General features: G+C 71.6%; 13 protein-coding genes. 8 read left to right on the top strand and 5 right to left on the bottom strand.

Annotated elements, in window-relative coordinates:
* Positions 1-7 precede the first annotated feature (7 nt).
* Together FFT10_RS10080 and FFT10_RS10075 are read left to right on the top strand one after the other, a co-directional pair.
* Entirely contained in the window at positions 8-1,345 is a 1,338-nt protein-coding gene (locus tag FFT10_RS10080; protein WP_137732692.1) for a TAXI family TRAP transporter solute-binding subunit, read from the top strand.
* A gap of 104 nt (positions 1,346-1,449) precedes the next feature.
* On the top strand, positions 1,450-2,376 hold the full coding sequence (locus tag FFT10_RS10075) for an MBL fold metallo-hydrolase (RefSeq protein ID WP_137732691.1): 927 nt from the start codon (positions 1,450-1,452) through the stop codon (positions 2,374-2,376).
* A 95-nt stretch (positions 2,377-2,471) separates the two neighbouring features.
* Here the strand turns inward: FFT10_RS10075 and FFT10_RS10070 are convergent, their stop codons facing one another.
* Entirely contained in the window at positions 2,472-3,497 is a 1,026-nt protein-coding gene (locus tag FFT10_RS10070; protein ID WP_162520747.1) for a branched-chain amino acid ABC transporter permease, read from the bottom strand.
* A 216-nt stretch (positions 3,498-3,713) separates the two neighbouring features.
* Between FFT10_RS10070 and FFT10_RS10065 the strand changes: the two genes are divergently transcribed.
* Complete coding sequence (locus tag FFT10_RS10065) at positions 3,714-5,939, top strand: phage integrase family protein (protein ID WP_162520746.1); 2,226 nt, start codon at positions 3,714-3,716, stop codon at positions 5,937-5,939.
* A gap of 141 nt (positions 5,940-6,080) precedes the next feature.
* Here the strand turns inward: FFT10_RS10065 and FFT10_RS10060 are convergent, their stop codons facing one another.
* A complete protein-coding gene (locus FFT10_RS10060) occupies positions 6,081-7,130 on the bottom strand; it encodes a ParB/RepB/Spo0J family partition protein (RefSeq protein ID WP_137732688.1) in 1,050 nt (349 codons plus the stop codon).
* 1 nt (position 7,131) lies between these two features.
* Positions 7,132-8,340 (bottom strand): ParA family protein, encoded by a 1,209-nt coding sequence (locus FFT10_RS10055; RefSeq protein WP_137732687.1) that lies wholly within the window; start codon positions 8,338-8,340, stop codon positions 7,132-7,134.
* A gap of 573 nt (positions 8,341-8,913) precedes the next feature.
* On the opposite strand from FFT10_RS10055, the gene FFT10_RS10050 reads away from it, so the two are divergent.
* From FFT10_RS10050 to FFT10_RS10035, 4 genes are all read left to right on the top strand, one after another.
* The gene (locus FFT10_RS10050; protein ID WP_137732686.1) at positions 8,914-10,377 is read left to right on the top strand and encodes a replication initiation protein; all 1,464 of its coding nucleotides are present in this window, start codon (positions 8,914-8,916) and stop codon (positions 10,375-10,377) included.
* Positions 10,374-11,645, top strand: a complete 1,272-nt coding sequence (locus FFT10_RS10045) for a PP2C family protein-serine/threonine phosphatase (RefSeq protein WP_162520745.1) — start codon at positions 10,374-10,376, stop codon at positions 11,643-11,645. Before FFT10_RS10050 ends, FFT10_RS10045 begins: the two co-directional genes overlap by 4 nt.
* 112 nt (positions 11,646-11,757) lie before the next feature.
* Positions 11,758-12,102, top strand: a complete 345-nt coding sequence (locus FFT10_RS10040; protein WP_162520744.1) for an STAS domain-containing protein — start codon at positions 11,758-11,760, stop codon at positions 12,100-12,102.
* Complete coding sequence (locus FFT10_RS10035) at positions 12,080-12,520, top strand: ATP-binding protein (protein WP_162520743.1); 441 nt, start codon at positions 12,080-12,082, stop codon at positions 12,518-12,520. The genes FFT10_RS10040 and FFT10_RS10035 overlap by 23 nt, the downstream gene beginning before the upstream one ends.
* 16 nt (positions 12,521-12,536) lie before the next feature.
* Here the strand turns inward: FFT10_RS10035 and FFT10_RS10030 are convergent, their stop codons facing one another.
* The gene (locus FFT10_RS10030; RefSeq protein WP_137732682.1) at positions 12,537-13,595 is read right to left on the bottom strand and encodes a transporter; all 1,059 of its coding nucleotides are present in this window, start codon (positions 13,593-13,595) and stop codon (positions 12,537-12,539) included.
* 108 nt (positions 13,596-13,703) lie between these two features.
* On the opposite strand from FFT10_RS10030, the gene FFT10_RS10025 reads away from it, so the two are divergent.
* Positions 13,704-13,940 (top strand): hypothetical protein, encoded by a 237-nt coding sequence (locus tag FFT10_RS10025; RefSeq protein ID WP_137732681.1) that lies wholly within the window; start codon positions 13,704-13,706, stop codon positions 13,938-13,940.
* Here the strand turns inward: FFT10_RS10025 and FFT10_RS10020 are convergent.
* The gene (locus tag FFT10_RS10020; protein ID WP_137732680.1) at positions 13,901-14,677 is read right to left on the bottom strand and encodes a hypothetical protein; all 777 of its coding nucleotides are present in this window, start codon (positions 14,675-14,677) and stop codon (positions 13,901-13,903) included. The two genes, FFT10_RS10025 and FFT10_RS10020, sit on opposite strands and share 40 nt — an antisense overlap.
* Between the last annotated feature and the right edge of the window lie 33 nt (positions 14,678-14,710).

Raw genomic sequence — 14,710 nt, 5'->3', positions numbered from 1 at the left:
CGACACCATGCCCAAGGCCCTGCAGACCACCCTGCTGACGCTGCGCGAACTGCTGTTCACCGCCGGCCCGTTTGCCCTGCTGGCCGCCGGCCTGCTGTGGGCCGCCTACCAGCTGCTGCAGCCCAACCCGCCGCGCACCGTGGTGCTGGCCACCGGCGTGGCCCAGGGCGCCTACGACGGCTTCGGCAAGCGCTATGCCGAGCTGCTGGCGCGCCACGGCATCACCGTGCAGCTGCGCAACACCCAGGGATCGGCCGAGAACCTGGCGCTGCTGCAGCAGGCGGGATCCGGCGTGGACATCGCCTTCGTGCAGGGCGGCACCTGGCAGAAGCCGGCCGGCACCGACCCGGATGCCGACCCCGGCCTGCAGAGCCTGGGCCGCATGTTCCACGAGCCGATCTGGCTGTTCTACCGCAGCGACAGCGCCCGCCGCCTGGCCAAGGCGCCGCAGATCACCCGGCTGGCACAGCTGGCCGGCGGCACGCTGAACGTGGGCGCGCCGGGCAGCGGCGTGCCGCCGCTGCTGCAGGCGTTGCTGGAGGCCAACCGCATCGCGCCCGGGGCTATCACCATCCAGCAGCAGCCCACCACGCCGGCGGTGGTCGATCTGCTGGCCGGCCGCATCGACGCGCTGGCGCTGGCCTCGGCACCCGAGTCGCTGATGGTGCAGATGCTGCTGCAGACACCCGGCATCGCCCTGTTCGACGTGGCCCAGGCCGAGGCCTACAGCCGGCGCTTCGCCTTCCTGAGCCCGGTGGTGCTGCCGCGCGGCGTGGCCGATCTGTCGCGCGACCTGCCGTCGGCCGATGTGCGTCTGCTGGCGCCCACCGCATCGCTGGTGGCGCGCGAGGGCCTGCATCCGGCGCTGGTGCAGCTGCTGGTGCAGGCGGCGCAGCAGGTGCATGGCGGCGCCGGCTGGTTCCAGCGCAAGGGCGACTTTCCCAATGCCGGCGACAGCGAGTGGCCGATGGCGGCCGAAGCCGAGCGCTTCTATGCCAACGGCGGCCCGCCCTGGCTGCAGCGCTTCCTGCCGTTCTGGCTGGCCAACCTGGCCGACCGCATGTGGCTGGCGCTGCTGGCCATCGTGGCGGTGCTGATCCCGCTGGCGCGGGTGCTGCCGCCGGTCTACGAGTTCCGCATCCGCCGCCGGGTGTTCCGCTGGTATGCCCAGCTGCGGGCGGTGGACGAGGCGGTGGGCCAGCGCCCGGCCGACGCCCTGCTGGCCGAGCTGGCCGACATCGAGACCCGGGTGGGCCAGGTCACCGTGCCGCTGAGCTATGCCGACGAGCTGTACTCGCTGCGCAGCCACATCGACATGGTGCGGCAGCGGCTGAAGGCAGGCTGAGGCCGACCCGCCCAGGGTGGCCTGGGCGCAATCCCGATGGCCGCGCCCGCCGGGCGCTGGTACGGTCAAACGCAGGCAGCGTCGTCGCGCTGCAAGGACACCCCATGCTGCAATGGACCGTCGGCCATGTCCGCATCACCCGCGTCGTGGAGCTGGAAGCCACCGGCGGATCGCGCTTCATCCTGCCCGATGCCACACCCGAGGCCTGCAAGCCGATGCGCTGGATGCAGCCCCACTTCTGCACGCCCGAAGGCAAGCTGAAGATGAGCGTGCATGCGCTGGTCATCGACACCGGCCAGCGCCGCATCCTGGTGGACACCTGCATCGGCAACGACAAGCCGCGCCGCAACCCGAACTGGTCGCACCTGCAGACCGGCTTCCTGGACACGCTGGCCGCAGCCGGCTATGCACGCACCTCGATCGACACCGTGCTCTGCACCCACCTGCATGTGGACCATGTGGGCTGGAACACCATGTGGGTGGACGGCGCCTGGGTGCCCACCTTCCCGCAGGCCCGCTACCTGGTGCACCGCGACGAGTGGACCCACTGGGACCGCGAAAGCCAGGCCGAGCTGCAGGCCGCCGCTGCGGCCGCCCCTGCAGCCGGCGATGGCAAGGCCAGCGTGGTGCATGGCGAATCGGCGCAGATCCTGGCCGATTCGGTGCGGCCGGTGCTGGCCGCGGGCCTGATGGACCTGGTGGCGGCCGACCATGCGGTGTGCGACGAGGTGCAGCTGGAGCCCACGCCCGGCCACACGCCGGGCCATGTGTCGGTGCGCATCCGCGCGGGTGGGCAGGAGGCCCTGATCACCGGCGACTTCACCCACCATCCGTGCCAGCTGGAGCGCCTGGACTGGGGCAGCTCGGCCGACACCGACCCTGCCCAGGCCCGCGCCACGCGCGAGCGCGTGTGGGCGCAGGCGGCCGATGCCGGCACGCTGGTGATCGGCACCCACTTTGCCGCGCCCACCGCCGGCCGGGTGAAGCGCCTGCCCCAGGGCGGCTTCTGGCTGGACGTCACTGCCGCCTGACGGCCACTGCCGGCACGGTCAAGGCGCCGCCCAGCCGCACTGCAACGGTGGCAGCCAGCTGGACCTGGCCGGACCCGGGCCCTCCGCCGGACGCGCTAGCCGATTCGACCTGGCAAGGGGTGGCCTGACCCAGACCGTCCTGCCCAGCGCCGCCGCAGCGCTGCCCAGCCGGTGCGCACCAGCCCGGCGATGCCGTTGGGGAACAGGCACAGGAAGATGATCAGCACCACGCCGTAGACCAGCGGCGTGTTCGAGGTGCGCAGCGAGCTGGCCGACGCACCCACCACGAGGAAGATGAACTGCAGGCACACGGCGCCGTACAGCGCCCCGCTGAGCGCACCCAGCCCGCCGACGGCGATGCCGATCAGGAAGCCGAAGGACAGGAACAGGCCGAACATGCCCGGCGCCACAAAGCGCATCGACAAGGCCGCCAGGCCGCCGGCCAGGCCCACCAGCATGGCGCTGAGTCCGAAGATCGTCGCCTTGTAGAGCACCGCATGCACGCCCATCGACTGGGCGGCGATCGGGTGGTCGCGCAGCGCGATGACGGCGCGGCCCACCCGGCCGCGCAGCAGCTGCCAGGTCATCCAGAAGCACACCACCAGGACGAACAGCGCCAGCAGGTAGATCCACTGGTCGAAGCGCAGCGCCAGGCCGAAGGGCACGGTGGGCTCGTCCAGCGCCAGGCCCTGGGTGCCGCCGGTCCACTGCTCCACACCCTTCCACTTGGCCACCGTGGGCAGCACGGCGCCGAAGGCGAAGGTGGCCATCGCCAGGTGCATGGTCTGCAGCCGCAGCACCGGCAGGCTGAACAGGAAGCCGAGCACGAGGCACAGCAGGCCGCCCAGCGGCACGGCCAGCCAGTGGGCCAGATCGGCGTGGGCCACCAGCAGCGCGGTGGCGTAGGCGCCGATGGCATAGAAGGCGCCATGGCCCAGCGAGATCTGGCCGTTGTAGCCGACCAGCAGGTTGAGCCCGACCAGGGCCAGCGCGTAGATCAGCACATTGGTGAAGCGGAACAGCTGGAAGTCGGTGGCCAGCATGGGCACCGCGGCCAGTGCGGCCAGCAGCAGCACCGTGGCGGCCGCCGCCAGGGCCGGTCGGATGCGGAGATCAGCCATGGGGGCGCGCCCGGTGCAGCAGGCGGTGGTGCGTGGCATCGGGCGGGTGGCTGGGCGGTGGGCTGGTGGTCATGGCATCGATCATCACCGAGGCGGGGGGCTGCACTTGTCGCATCGAGGCCAGACTTTTAAAACAACGTCTTGATAACTTCGTTTATCAAGATGCTAGGAAAACGCCACTATGATCCCGGCGTGTTCAGCAACCGGCGTGTCGCGATGCCTGCCGACGGACTGTTCCCAGTGGTGGACCGGCCCGCGCCACTGCAGCCGCTCGGCCGCCCGCGCGGCGCGCAGACCCGGCTGCTGAACAGCGGCGCCGGGCCGGTCGGGCGCCACCACTTCGCCTTCCTGCGGGCGCTGCTCGACGGCATCACGTTGGAACAGGCTTGGCGCACCTACCTGTCGTTCGCTGGCGGGCCGGGCGACCGCCGGCAAGCCTTGGGCCAGCTGCGGCAGTTGGTCCAGACGCTGGGCCGTGCTGGTGGGCACCAAGGCTGCGCGCCCGCCATGGCCGTGGCCCTGCCCGCGCTGCGCGCCCTGCCCGACCTGGCACGCCGGCGTGCCCGGCATGGGGCCGGAAATCCCGGACAGTCGATCGCCGTGGCGCCGATCCAGGCGCCGCCGACGCTCGACGACTGGCGTGCCCGGCAGTGCGGCGACGCCGGGATCGACGAGGACTTCTACACCGAGGCGGAGTGGCTGGCGCTGTATGCCGATGCGTTCGGCACAGGCGCCGCGCAGCCTGCAGGGGCCGGCATTCCCGGACAGTTGGCGGCAGCGCCCTCGCCTGCCCTGGCCGCGACGGCCGATGTGCGCCTGGCCGAGTCCGTGCCGGCACCCGGCACCAACGGTCTGGCTCCGACACGGCGCCGCGCCGTGCTCGATGCGCTGGCGACGCTGGAGCTGTCCCTGGCCCGCGAGGCGCACTTGGGCGACGCCACCGGGCTCTGGCTGGCCGGCCAGCTGCCACGGCAGCTGGCCACCGCCGGCGTGCGCACGCTGGGCGATCTGGTCAGCCTGATCAACCTGCAGGGCTTCCGCTGGCACCGGCTGGTGCCTGGCCTGGGCGTGGTGCGGGCGCAGCGCCTGCTGGACTGGCTGTTGCCGGTGGCCGAGGCGGGCGGCCAGCCGGTGCTGGAGACCTCACGCCGGCCGGAGACGGATCTGGTGCTGGCGCGGCAGCGGCTGAGAACCCCGGCCACGGCATCGACACGCCCTGCGCAGGCCACCACCAGCCCGGCCACCGACGCGGCAGTCGTCAGCGCCTGGCTGGACCGCCACACTGGCGCCACCCGCCGCGCCTATGCCCGCGTGACCGAGCGATTTCTGCGCTGGGCCAGCGAACTGCGGCACCAGCCGCTGGCCGGGCTGACAGCCGCCGATCTGCAGGCCTACCTGGACTTCGTGCGGGCACCACCGGCCGACTGGGTGCAGCAGCGCCGGGTACGGCGCGACAGCCCGGCATGGCGGCCCTTCCAGGGCCCGCTGGGGCCGAGCAGCCAGCGGCAGGAGCTGGCGGTGCTGGCCAGCCTGCTGGGCGACCTGCATGCCGCCGGCCAGCTGCCCGGCCATCCTGCAGCGCGCATTCTGCGCCGGCTGGATCTGCCCACACCCACGGTCGACGTGGGCCGCGCACTGAGCCCGGCGCAGTGGGACTTTGCCCGGCAGGTGCTGCATGAAAAGCCGGACACTCCGGCCCGGCGGCGCCTGCAGCTGCTGCTGGCACTGGCGGGCGGCGCCGGGTTGACGTTGTCGGAGCTGGCCACCACCCGCCTGCGCGCGCTGCGCCGCAGCTCGGTGGATGGTGAACCCGCCTGGCTGCTGGAGCTGGTGGGCCGGGCCGGCCGGACCCGCACGGTGCTGGTCCCGAACGAGGTGCACGCGCTGCTGGGGCAGCACCACCGCGACATGGACGCCGCCGGCCTGGGCTTCGACAGCGCGGTGGCGCGGGTGCAGGCGCCCTGCCCGGCTCCGGGCTCAGATGCACAAGGCGCGGCCGCCAGCACGTCGCCGCAGGACGATCCACAGGCCTGGCGGCCGCTGCTGGGCATCCTTCGCCGCCCACCGCCGCGGCGCGGCCTGGACGCCCTGGGCCTGCCGGTGGTCGACCGCGCCCAGCCCACGCAGGCCGACCGCCACGGCGCGTTGGAGCGGTCCGCCATCGACAAGCTGCTGCGCCGCTTCTTCCACGGCGTGGCACGGGAGGCGGCGGCACGCGCCGGTGCGCCAGCTGCCGAGGCCTTTCTCGCCGCGTCCAGCCACTGGCTGCGCCACAGCTTTGCGCACCGTGCGGCGCAGCAGCTTTCTCCACCCTTGCTGCAGCAGGTGCTGGGACATGTCAGCCCGCGCACGGCGGCGCGCTATCTGGCGACAGATACCGCCGCAGTGGTACGCGGCATGCGGGCCTTGCAGCCGCCGGGCACCAGGCCGGACAGCGGCTGAGGCAGGGGGTGTGGTACGGAACCACACCCCGGCTTGGTGGTGGTCAACAGTGCAGGGCAGGGCAGGGGGCTTGCGCCCCAGCCCGACCGGCACGACCCGGACCCCTTCCCAGGGGTCCGTGGTACCGTACCACGGGCCGTTTCAGCGGCCGTCCTGCAGCGAATCGAGCAGGGTCTGCAGGGCGGTCTCGAAGTCCGCCCAGCGGCCCGCCGGCACGCTGCCGCGGGGCAGGTCGATGCTGACGGCGCCGGCCTTGCCGGCGCGGATCACCGCCTTGCGGCCACCGGCCAAGGCGAGCGTCTGGCTGGCCGGCGCCACCTTGCGCGCCGGCCTGGTGGTGGCGGCTTCGGTCAGCGCCCGGAACACCTCGGCAGCCGCCGGCCGCACCTGCCGCCCGGCCAGCTGGCGCGCCGCGGACAACACCGCGTCGGGGTGCTGCTGCCAGGCCTTGTCCAGCGCCACGGCCCAGCGGAACTGGATGTCCACCGGGCTGCGGAAGGCACCCACCACCTCGTGCGGCAGCTCGGCCACCCGCAGCGCCTTGGCCACGTTGCTGTGGTCCAGGCCGATCTGCTCAGCCAGCCGCCGGGCGCTGGGAAACAGGCCTTCGCTCAACGCCTTGTGGTAGCTGACACCCTGTTCCCAGGCCGACAGGTTGGCGCGGCCGCGGTTCTCGCGCTGCATCTGCACATACAGCGCCTGGTCGTCGATGTGTTCGTCGACCACCGCCCGCACCGGCAGCCCCAGCTCCAGGCAGGCGCGGGTGCGCCGCGAGCCGTAGACCAGCTCGAAGCGCGGACCGTCTGCCTGGTCGGCCAGCGCGCCGCGCAGCGGCCGCAGCTTGACCGGCTGCACATTGCCGCCCGCGCTTTCGATCTCCTGCTTGAGCTCGAGGAACGCCGCGCTGGCGAAGGAATCCGGATGCCTGTCGGCCCAGCGCGTCAGCACGATCTGGCGCGGGTCGACCAGCTGCTCGCCCACCTGCAGCTTGAGCCGGTCGATCTCGGCATTGAGCCGCGATACCGCCTCGGTGTCGGCCTGCGCACCCTGGATCAGCCGCGACAGCATGCCCACGCCGGTGCGCGGCTGCCCGGCGCGCGGCTCGGCGGGCGATTCGGCGGCCGGTGCCGCCGCCTCGTCCAGGCCCGGGATCTTGAAGGCGATCCCCTGTCCCTTTTTCGGCGTGGCCATCTCAGCCTCCCACCTGGCGGCGCCAGAAGGTTTCCATCTGCTGTTCGATCAGGTCGACGAAGCGGTCGTAGGCCTCGAAAGCGCTCTTGAAGGTGCGGGTCGACGCGTTGTCGCGGCTGGCGTCGTAGACCGTGCCGAACTCCTTGCTGGCGGTGCGCACGGCTTCCACGTCGGGGATCTCCACCGGCAGCACCCGCTCTGCGTAGGCTGCCTGGATCCATTCGCGGATGATCGCCGTCGACTGGCCGGTGTTGTCCTTGGGTGCGGCGTACTTCACCTTCGACAGCAGCACATTGATGAAGGCGAAATCCTTGCCGGCGCCGCGGCCGGCGAAGTCGTCGGCCAGGTCCTTGAACAAGTCCCAGAACTGCGCGCTGGAAGCGAAGTCGAGGTTGTTGGGCGGCAGCGGCATGATGATGCCGTCGCTGGCCATCAGCGCATTGACCGTCAGGAACGACAGCGAGGGCGGGGTGTCGCAGATGATCACGTCGTACTGCGAGCGCACCGGATCCAGGCCGAAGTCCAGCGTGCGCCAGAACTGGAACGAGGCTTCCTTCAGCTGCCGCGTCGGCAGGATGAACTCGGCCGAGAACAGCGGCGAGGCCGCCGGCACCAGGTCGACACCGTCCCAGTAGGTGGGCCGGATGGCATAGGCCACATCCGGTTCGTCGCCGCTGAGCAGCGGCAGCAGGGTCTGCGTCACGTCCACCTCGGCATCGGGCAGGAAGCCGAAGAGGGTGGTCATGCTGCCCTGCGGGTCGACGTCGACCACCAGCACCTTGTGGCCGCGCATGCTCAGGCCCTGGGCCAGCGTGGTGGCGGTGGTGGTCTTGGAGCTGCCGCCCTTGAAGTGCGCGGTGGAGATGGTGATGGCCTCGCCACCCTCAGGCCGCAGGTGCGCCGCCCGGTATTGCCGCGCCCACTGCCGCATCTCCGACAGGCTGAACTCGCGCCGCGCACCGGTGGAGGTGAGCCGGCCGATCGGCAGCCCGTTGGGGTTGCGCACCCGGTATTCATACTGCGAGCGCTCGATCTTCAGCCGCTCGATCAGCTGCGTGGCCGAGAATGTGGGCGGCAGCTTGCGTGAATCGGGCGACAGCATCACGCTGCGGGCCTGGGCCACGATCGAGGTGGCCCGTTCCGCCTGCTCGGTGATGGCTTTCAGCGAGATCGGGTGGGTGAGCGAGGGCCCGGGAGTCGTCGGATCCATGCGGTCCTTGGAGTGTGGTGTGTCGATGACCGCATTCTACGTGGGACAGTCATTTGCCAAGATGTCGGCGAATTTCACGTCAGTCGCACAAGGCACTGTCTTCCAGCGCTGCCGTCCCTGGATTTCAGGACGTTCCAGGTTCATCCTTCCGTCCATCGTCGATCTGTTCTAGAAGTTCAAGTCTTCTAGACTTTCTGTGCCTGAAAATTCAGGCAGATCAAGCACTTGGCCGCTTCTGCGTCCGGGCTCTGCCTGTCTGGCGTCCGGATTGGGTGCCGGATGCGTCCGTCGATGCCGGCCCGGTCGTCCGGAAAGTCCGGGGTGTGGGCTGGCGGGCTGTGGACAACTCGGTGTCCGGGTTTTCCGGCCCACGCGCCAGGCCTGCCGGCCGGCTGGGCGGCGACGCGTCCTGCGTTTCCGGCCCCTGGTGCCCCGCGAAGTGTCCGGATTCTCAGGCCCTGCGCGGGCCCTTCGCTGCCTTGGTCCTGGGGCAGCAAGCGCGGCGCCGTCAGCGTCCGGAAAAGTTTGATCGCCCCGGACACTTGCCCGGGAGTCGCCGCCTAGAATGGACACATGGACGGTGTCGCGATCGTGAGGCAGATGGACGTGGTGCAGGGCATGCTGCACAAGTCGGTCATTGCCCTGGCCATCGTGCCGACCAACCGGTCGCTGACGGTCACCGGCCGCAAGGCCTATTCGGTGATGCTGCACCTGGCGCAGCGCCAGGCCGCCGCCGGGGCCGAGGGTGCCGACGGCGGCTTCTCGACGCCGCTGAACGCGATTCTGCGCGGCTTTGGTGCCACCAACAGCATCTCCACCGACGCCAAGAAGTACATCGACCAGATGGTGTCGACCAAGGTCGAGTGGCGGCCGCTGTCGAAGTCCGAGCAGCAGTTGCCGCTGGGCTTCGACCCCGCCACCGGCACCGCCACCGATGCCGGCACGGTGCCGCCGCAGATCACCGACGAGCTGCGCATCTTCAACCTGCTGGCCGAGGTGCGCATCTACAAGCGCGCCGGCGAGAACTGGGTGACCTGGTACTACCCGCCGTCGATCCGCGAGGAGCTGGTCAGCCCGTCGCGCTGGGCCCAGGTCGACTTCGCGGTGCTGCGCGAGCTGACCACCTACTGTGCCGTGGCCCTGTACGAGATGTGCGCCCGCTACCGCGACAGTCCGGCCGGCGTCACCAGCCGCCAGCACTGGTCCTGGTGGGCCGAGGCGCTGCGCAGCTCGCCCACCTCCAAGGTGCGGGCCTGGCGCAAGTTCAAGAACGAGTTCGTCGCCCCGGCGATCAAGGAGATCAACGACCTGGGCGACATCGAGATCGAGCTGATCGAGTTCCGCCGCGGCCGCGAGGTGGAGTTCGTGCAGTTCGGCGTGCGCAAGAGCGCGCGCCGGCCCGACCGCATGGCGCCGGTGCCGCCCGATGTCACCAACATCCTGCGCGGCGGTAAGCTGGGTGTGCGCGACACGGTGGTCGAGGACCTGGAGCGCGCCTACGGCGCGGCCGCGGTGGCCGATGGGCTGGACCGCTACGAGCGCTTCCTCAGCGGCGGCGACCGGCCGCGCATCGGCAATGCCGGCGCCTACCTGCGCAGCATCATCGCCAACAAGTCGCGCGAGGAGGGTGGGGCAGGGTACGGCGGGGCAGGGCAGGGCGCCACCGCCGGCAGCCCGGCCGATGCGGTGCTGCTGCCGGCCGCCGCACCGGCGCCGCCGCCGTCACGCCATGCCGCCGACGATGCCGAGCGCCACCGCCGCTTCAGCCGCATCCGCGAGCAGTTCGCCCAGCTCGATGCCGAGGAGCAGGCCGAGTGGGTGCGCCGCGTGCGCGACGAGGTGGAGGCCAGTGCCACGCCCAGCCCCAGCATCATGAAGCGGCTGCTGCGGGGCGAATGGCAGTCGCCGCTGGTGCAGGTGATGGTGATCCAGCACTACGCCCGCCGCGAGATCGACGAGGACTGGGCCGGCCTGCCGCTGGCGGAGTTCGAGTCGCTGATGGCGACGCACCAGGCTGGCGAGCCCGGCGCGGCATGACCGGGCCCGACACCCTGACGATGCCGCCGTCGGCCGACGGCTTGTCGGCCATCCTGGAGGTGACGCGCGCGCTGGCCGCGCCCTTCGACCTGCACACCCTGCTGCAGCAAATCACCGCGGCGGCGCAGCGGGTGGTGCAGGCCGAGCGCGTCTCGGTGTGGCTGGCCGATGCCGACGGCCAGTCGCTGCATGTGGAGGTGGCTGGAGACCTGCCGATGCTGCGGGTGCCGCTGGGCCAGGGCCTCGTCGGTGCCTGTGCGCAGCAGCGCTGCACGATCCACGTGCCCGACTGTTACGCCGATCCACGCTTCAACCCGGCCATCGACCGGCAGACCGGCTTCCACACCCGCAGCATGCTCAGCGTGCCGCTGATCGACCACTGCGCGCAGCTGGTCGGCGTGCTGCAGCTGCTGAACCGGCGCGGCGGTGTCTTCGACGACCAGGACCAGCAACTGGCCGAAGCCCTGGCCGCGCAGTGCGCCGTGGCGCTCACCCGGGTGCACCTGACCCGGCAGCTGGTCCAGAGCGAGCTGCTGCGTCAGGAGGTGGAGCTGGCCGGCCAGGTGCAGCGCAGCACGCTGCCGGCGGCCATGCCGCAGGTTCCCGGCTATGCGATGCACGGCGTCTTCATGCCCGCGGCGGCCACCGGCGGCGACACCTACGACCTGGCCTTGCTCGACCAGGGCCTGCTGGTGGTGCTGGCCGATGCCACCGGCCACGGCATCGGGCCGGCGCTGTCGGTGGTGCAGATGCACGCGATGCTGCGCATGGCCTTCAGCCTCGGCGCCAGCCTCGAGCAGGCCTTCCGGCATGTCAACGACCGGCTGGCCGACACCCTGCCGGACAGCCGTTTCGTCACGGCCTTCGTCGGTCTGCTCGACGCGCAGCACCACCAGCTGCGCTTCCTCAGCGGCGGGCAGGGGCCGATCCTGCACCTGCAGGCAGCCAGCGGCCAGTGCACCGCCCACCGCGCCACCAGCTTCCCGATGGGCGCGATGCGGCTGCAGGCGCTGAAACCCGCGGTGGTGCTGGACCTGGCGCCGGGCGACTGGCTGCTGCTCCTGTCGGACGGCATCTACGAGTACGCCGATCCCGACGGCGTGCAGTTCGGCTGTGCGCGGGTCGAGGCCGTGCTGCAGCGGCACCAGGCGGCCATGCCGGCCGAGGTGGCCGAACAGCTGCTGGTGGCGGTGCAGGCCCATGCGCGTGGCGCCGCGCAGGACGACGACATCACGATGGTGCTGATCCGGCGCCTGCCCGTCGCATGATGGCCGTGTCCACCGGACGTCACTGTCCTGTCACGGACCTGTCGCACAGTGGCGTCCGGCAGGCGAGGCCCGGACAGGCCGGGCACCGCCGTCGCCGCTGGAGATGACTGCTGTGGAATTGCGTGTGAGCGAACTCGACGGACCGACCACCTGCGTGCGGCTGGATGGCCGCCTGGATGCCGTGGGTGCCGACCAGATCGGCGTGCAGTTCACCGCTGCGGTGGCGACCGGCGGCCGTCCGGCGGTGGTCGACCTGGGCGGCGTCAGCTTCATTGCCTCGCTGGGCATCCGCCTGCTGATCGCCACGGCGCGCAGCATGGCCGCCCGCCAGCAGGCGATGGTGCTGTTCGGCGCTGGCCCGCTGGTGCGTGGCGTGCTGGACGATGTGGCGCTGGACCAGATCATCCCGGTGGTCGACACCGAGGCCCAGGCGCTTGCCCGGCTCGCCACCCCCTGACGGCGCGCGCACGCTGCGCCTGCAGGTGCCCAACGAGCGCGCTGCGCTCGAGGCCACGCGCCTGCGCCTGCTCGAGTTCCTGCAGGGCGATGGCTTGCCCGACCGGGTGATCTACCGGCTGGAGCTGGTGCTGGAGGAGGTGCTGATGAACCGCCTGTGGCACAGCGGCGCGCCGGCTGGCGTCGGCCACACCGATCTGCAGCTGCAGGTGCAGCCCGATGGGCTGGTGCTGCGCTTCGAGGACGACGGCCCCGCCTTCGATCCGACGCTGGCGCGCCACCCCGGCCTGCCCACGTCGCTGGACGACGCCACCCCCGGTGGCCTGGGCCTGCTGCTGACGCGCCAAGCCGTGTCGGCCTGGTGTTATGAGCGGGTGCAGGATCGCAACTGCCTGACCCTGGAACTGGTGCGCAGCTGACCCCGGCGCGCCGGCTTCAGCTGCGCCGGCGGAACGCCAGCCAGCCAGCCACCACGGTGAAGCTCAGCACGATCAGCGCGATCGTCAGGAAGCCATGCGGGCTGTCGGCCAGCGGAATGCCGCCCACGTTCATGCCCAGCAGGCCGGCGATGATGTTGATCGGCAGCGCCAGCACCGTCACCACCGTCAGCGTGAACAGGCTGCGGTTGGTCTGCTCGGCCACCTGGGCGGTGATCTCTTCCTGCAGCAGCTTGATGCGCTCCTGCAGTGCGGCCAGGTCGCGCAGCACCAGCGAGAACTCCTCGGTGGCCTGGCGCAGCGCGTCCAGGTCGTCGGCGTCCAGCCAGGGCGGCGGCTGGCGCAGCAGGCGGAACAGCGCGCCGGGCTCGGGCGCCAGCAGGCGCTGCAGCCGCACCAGCACCCGACGCAGCTTGCCCAGCGCCGCCCGCTGCACCCGGAACTGGCCGCGCTGCAGGTTGTCCTCCACTGCATCCACCTGCAGCGTGGCGTCCCGCACGATGCGCACCAGCACATCGCCCTGGTCATGCAGCAGGTGGTTCAGCAGCGCCACCGGTGAGCCGAAGCGGGTACCGTCCTTCACGGCCTGGCGCAGCCGGTCGACCGAGCGCAGCGGCTGGGTGCGGGCGCTGACCACCAGCCGCGGATGCACCGCCAGCCACAGCGAGGCGATCTCCGACGGTTCGAACGAGAACTCGAAGGCGACGTCGTTGACCACCGCCACCAGGTGGTCGGCGGCGTCCTCGATGCGGGTGCTGCGCGAGCCCTCGTGCAGCGCGTCGAAGAACTCCGCCGGCAGCGGCAGGTGGGCCTGCATCCAGGCCTCGGCCGAGGCATCGCTGAGGTTGAAGTGCAGCCAGAGGAAGTCGTCGGGCGCGCGGGCCTCCGCGGGTGCGGCCAGGCAGCCCAGGGCCTCGTCCAGGGACAGCGCACGACCGGCCTGCCCGGCCGAGAAGTGGAAGCCGCTGACCAGGCCATGGCGGTCCGAGCCGTAGGCGCCGGCGGTCACTGCCAAGGTGGCCTGGGGCTGCAGAGGGGGCAGGGGGCGGTCAGGCATGCGGTGATTGTGGCGCGGTGGCTGCCATGCTTGCGCTGGCGCATGGTGCGGCAGCGGTGTTCGGCGCAGAATGGATCAGCGCCAGACGATCTGGCTCCGGAGCCGCCCATGATGCCCAGGATGCACCGCCCCGACACCCGCACCGTGACCGTCCACGGCTTCAAGGTGTTCGATCCCGACTCGCGCGAGATGCAGGTGGCTGCCTGCAAGGCCACGCTGGACACCATCGGCAAGGTGGCCACGGCCGAGCTGGTGCCCGGCACCGCGGAGGACGTGCCCCGCCATGCCCTGGACGATCAGGGCCGTTACCGCCGCATCCCCACCGGCTGGGGCGCGCTGGCCTGAGCGCTGGCCGGCGCGGCCCACGCCGCTGCCATGTCGGCCGGCGGCGCAGCTGGCAGGGCGTCCGTCTCGGTGCTGCAGCGGCTGCGCCAGGCCTGCAGCCGCGCCAGCCAGTCCCCTGGCGGCGTGAAGCTGCCGCGCTGCTGCAGGTAACACTGGAGTGCAGCGGCCGTGTCGTGGACCGGATCGGCGTTGGCCTGGCGTGACCGCAATGCGGCCAGCAGCGCCACCAGGGCGGTGCCGTCGGCATCGGGCTGGTCGACCTGCAGCGCAAAGGCCAGATCGGCCAGCACCTCCTGCTGGCGCGGGCTGGCGGGCACGGCCCGGGCATCGCCGCCGGCCGCCGCCTGCTCGGCGCAGTGCGCCAGTTCGTGGTGCACCACGCCGGCCAGCCAGACGCTGCGCTGGGCCGGTGGCAGGGCCGGGAACAGCCAGCGGAAATCCTGCCCCGGCGTGTAGGCCGAGTAGCCCAGGTGGCAGACGCCACGGTGGTGCACCGCCACCATCGGGCTGCGGTGGCGCAGCGCCTCCAGCCACAGCTGCTGGGTGCGCCAGACCAGACCACTCTGCTGCGCCTGCCTGGTGCTGGTGGCCATGGCCGCCACCAGCTCCGGTCCGGTGGGGGCCTGGGCCGCCACCGGCCCGGTCGCCAGCAGCAACCAGGCGGCGGCCGTGCCGGCCAGCAGGTGGCGCAGCGCGCCAATCGGCGGGCAGAGGGCAGGGCGGCGTGTGCGGTGCATGGCCAGACAGTTCGGCCACCAGGGCGCCGGCTT

Origin of the sequence: Pseudaquabacterium pictum (assembly GCF_005403045.1) — a bacterium.
Lineage (GTDB): Bacteria > Pseudomonadota > Gammaproteobacteria > Burkholderiales > Burkholderiaceae_C > Pseudaquabacterium > Pseudaquabacterium pictum.
The sequence above is the reverse complement of the archived record's forward strand: the minus strand, read 5'-3'. Positions and strand labels throughout refer to the sequence as shown.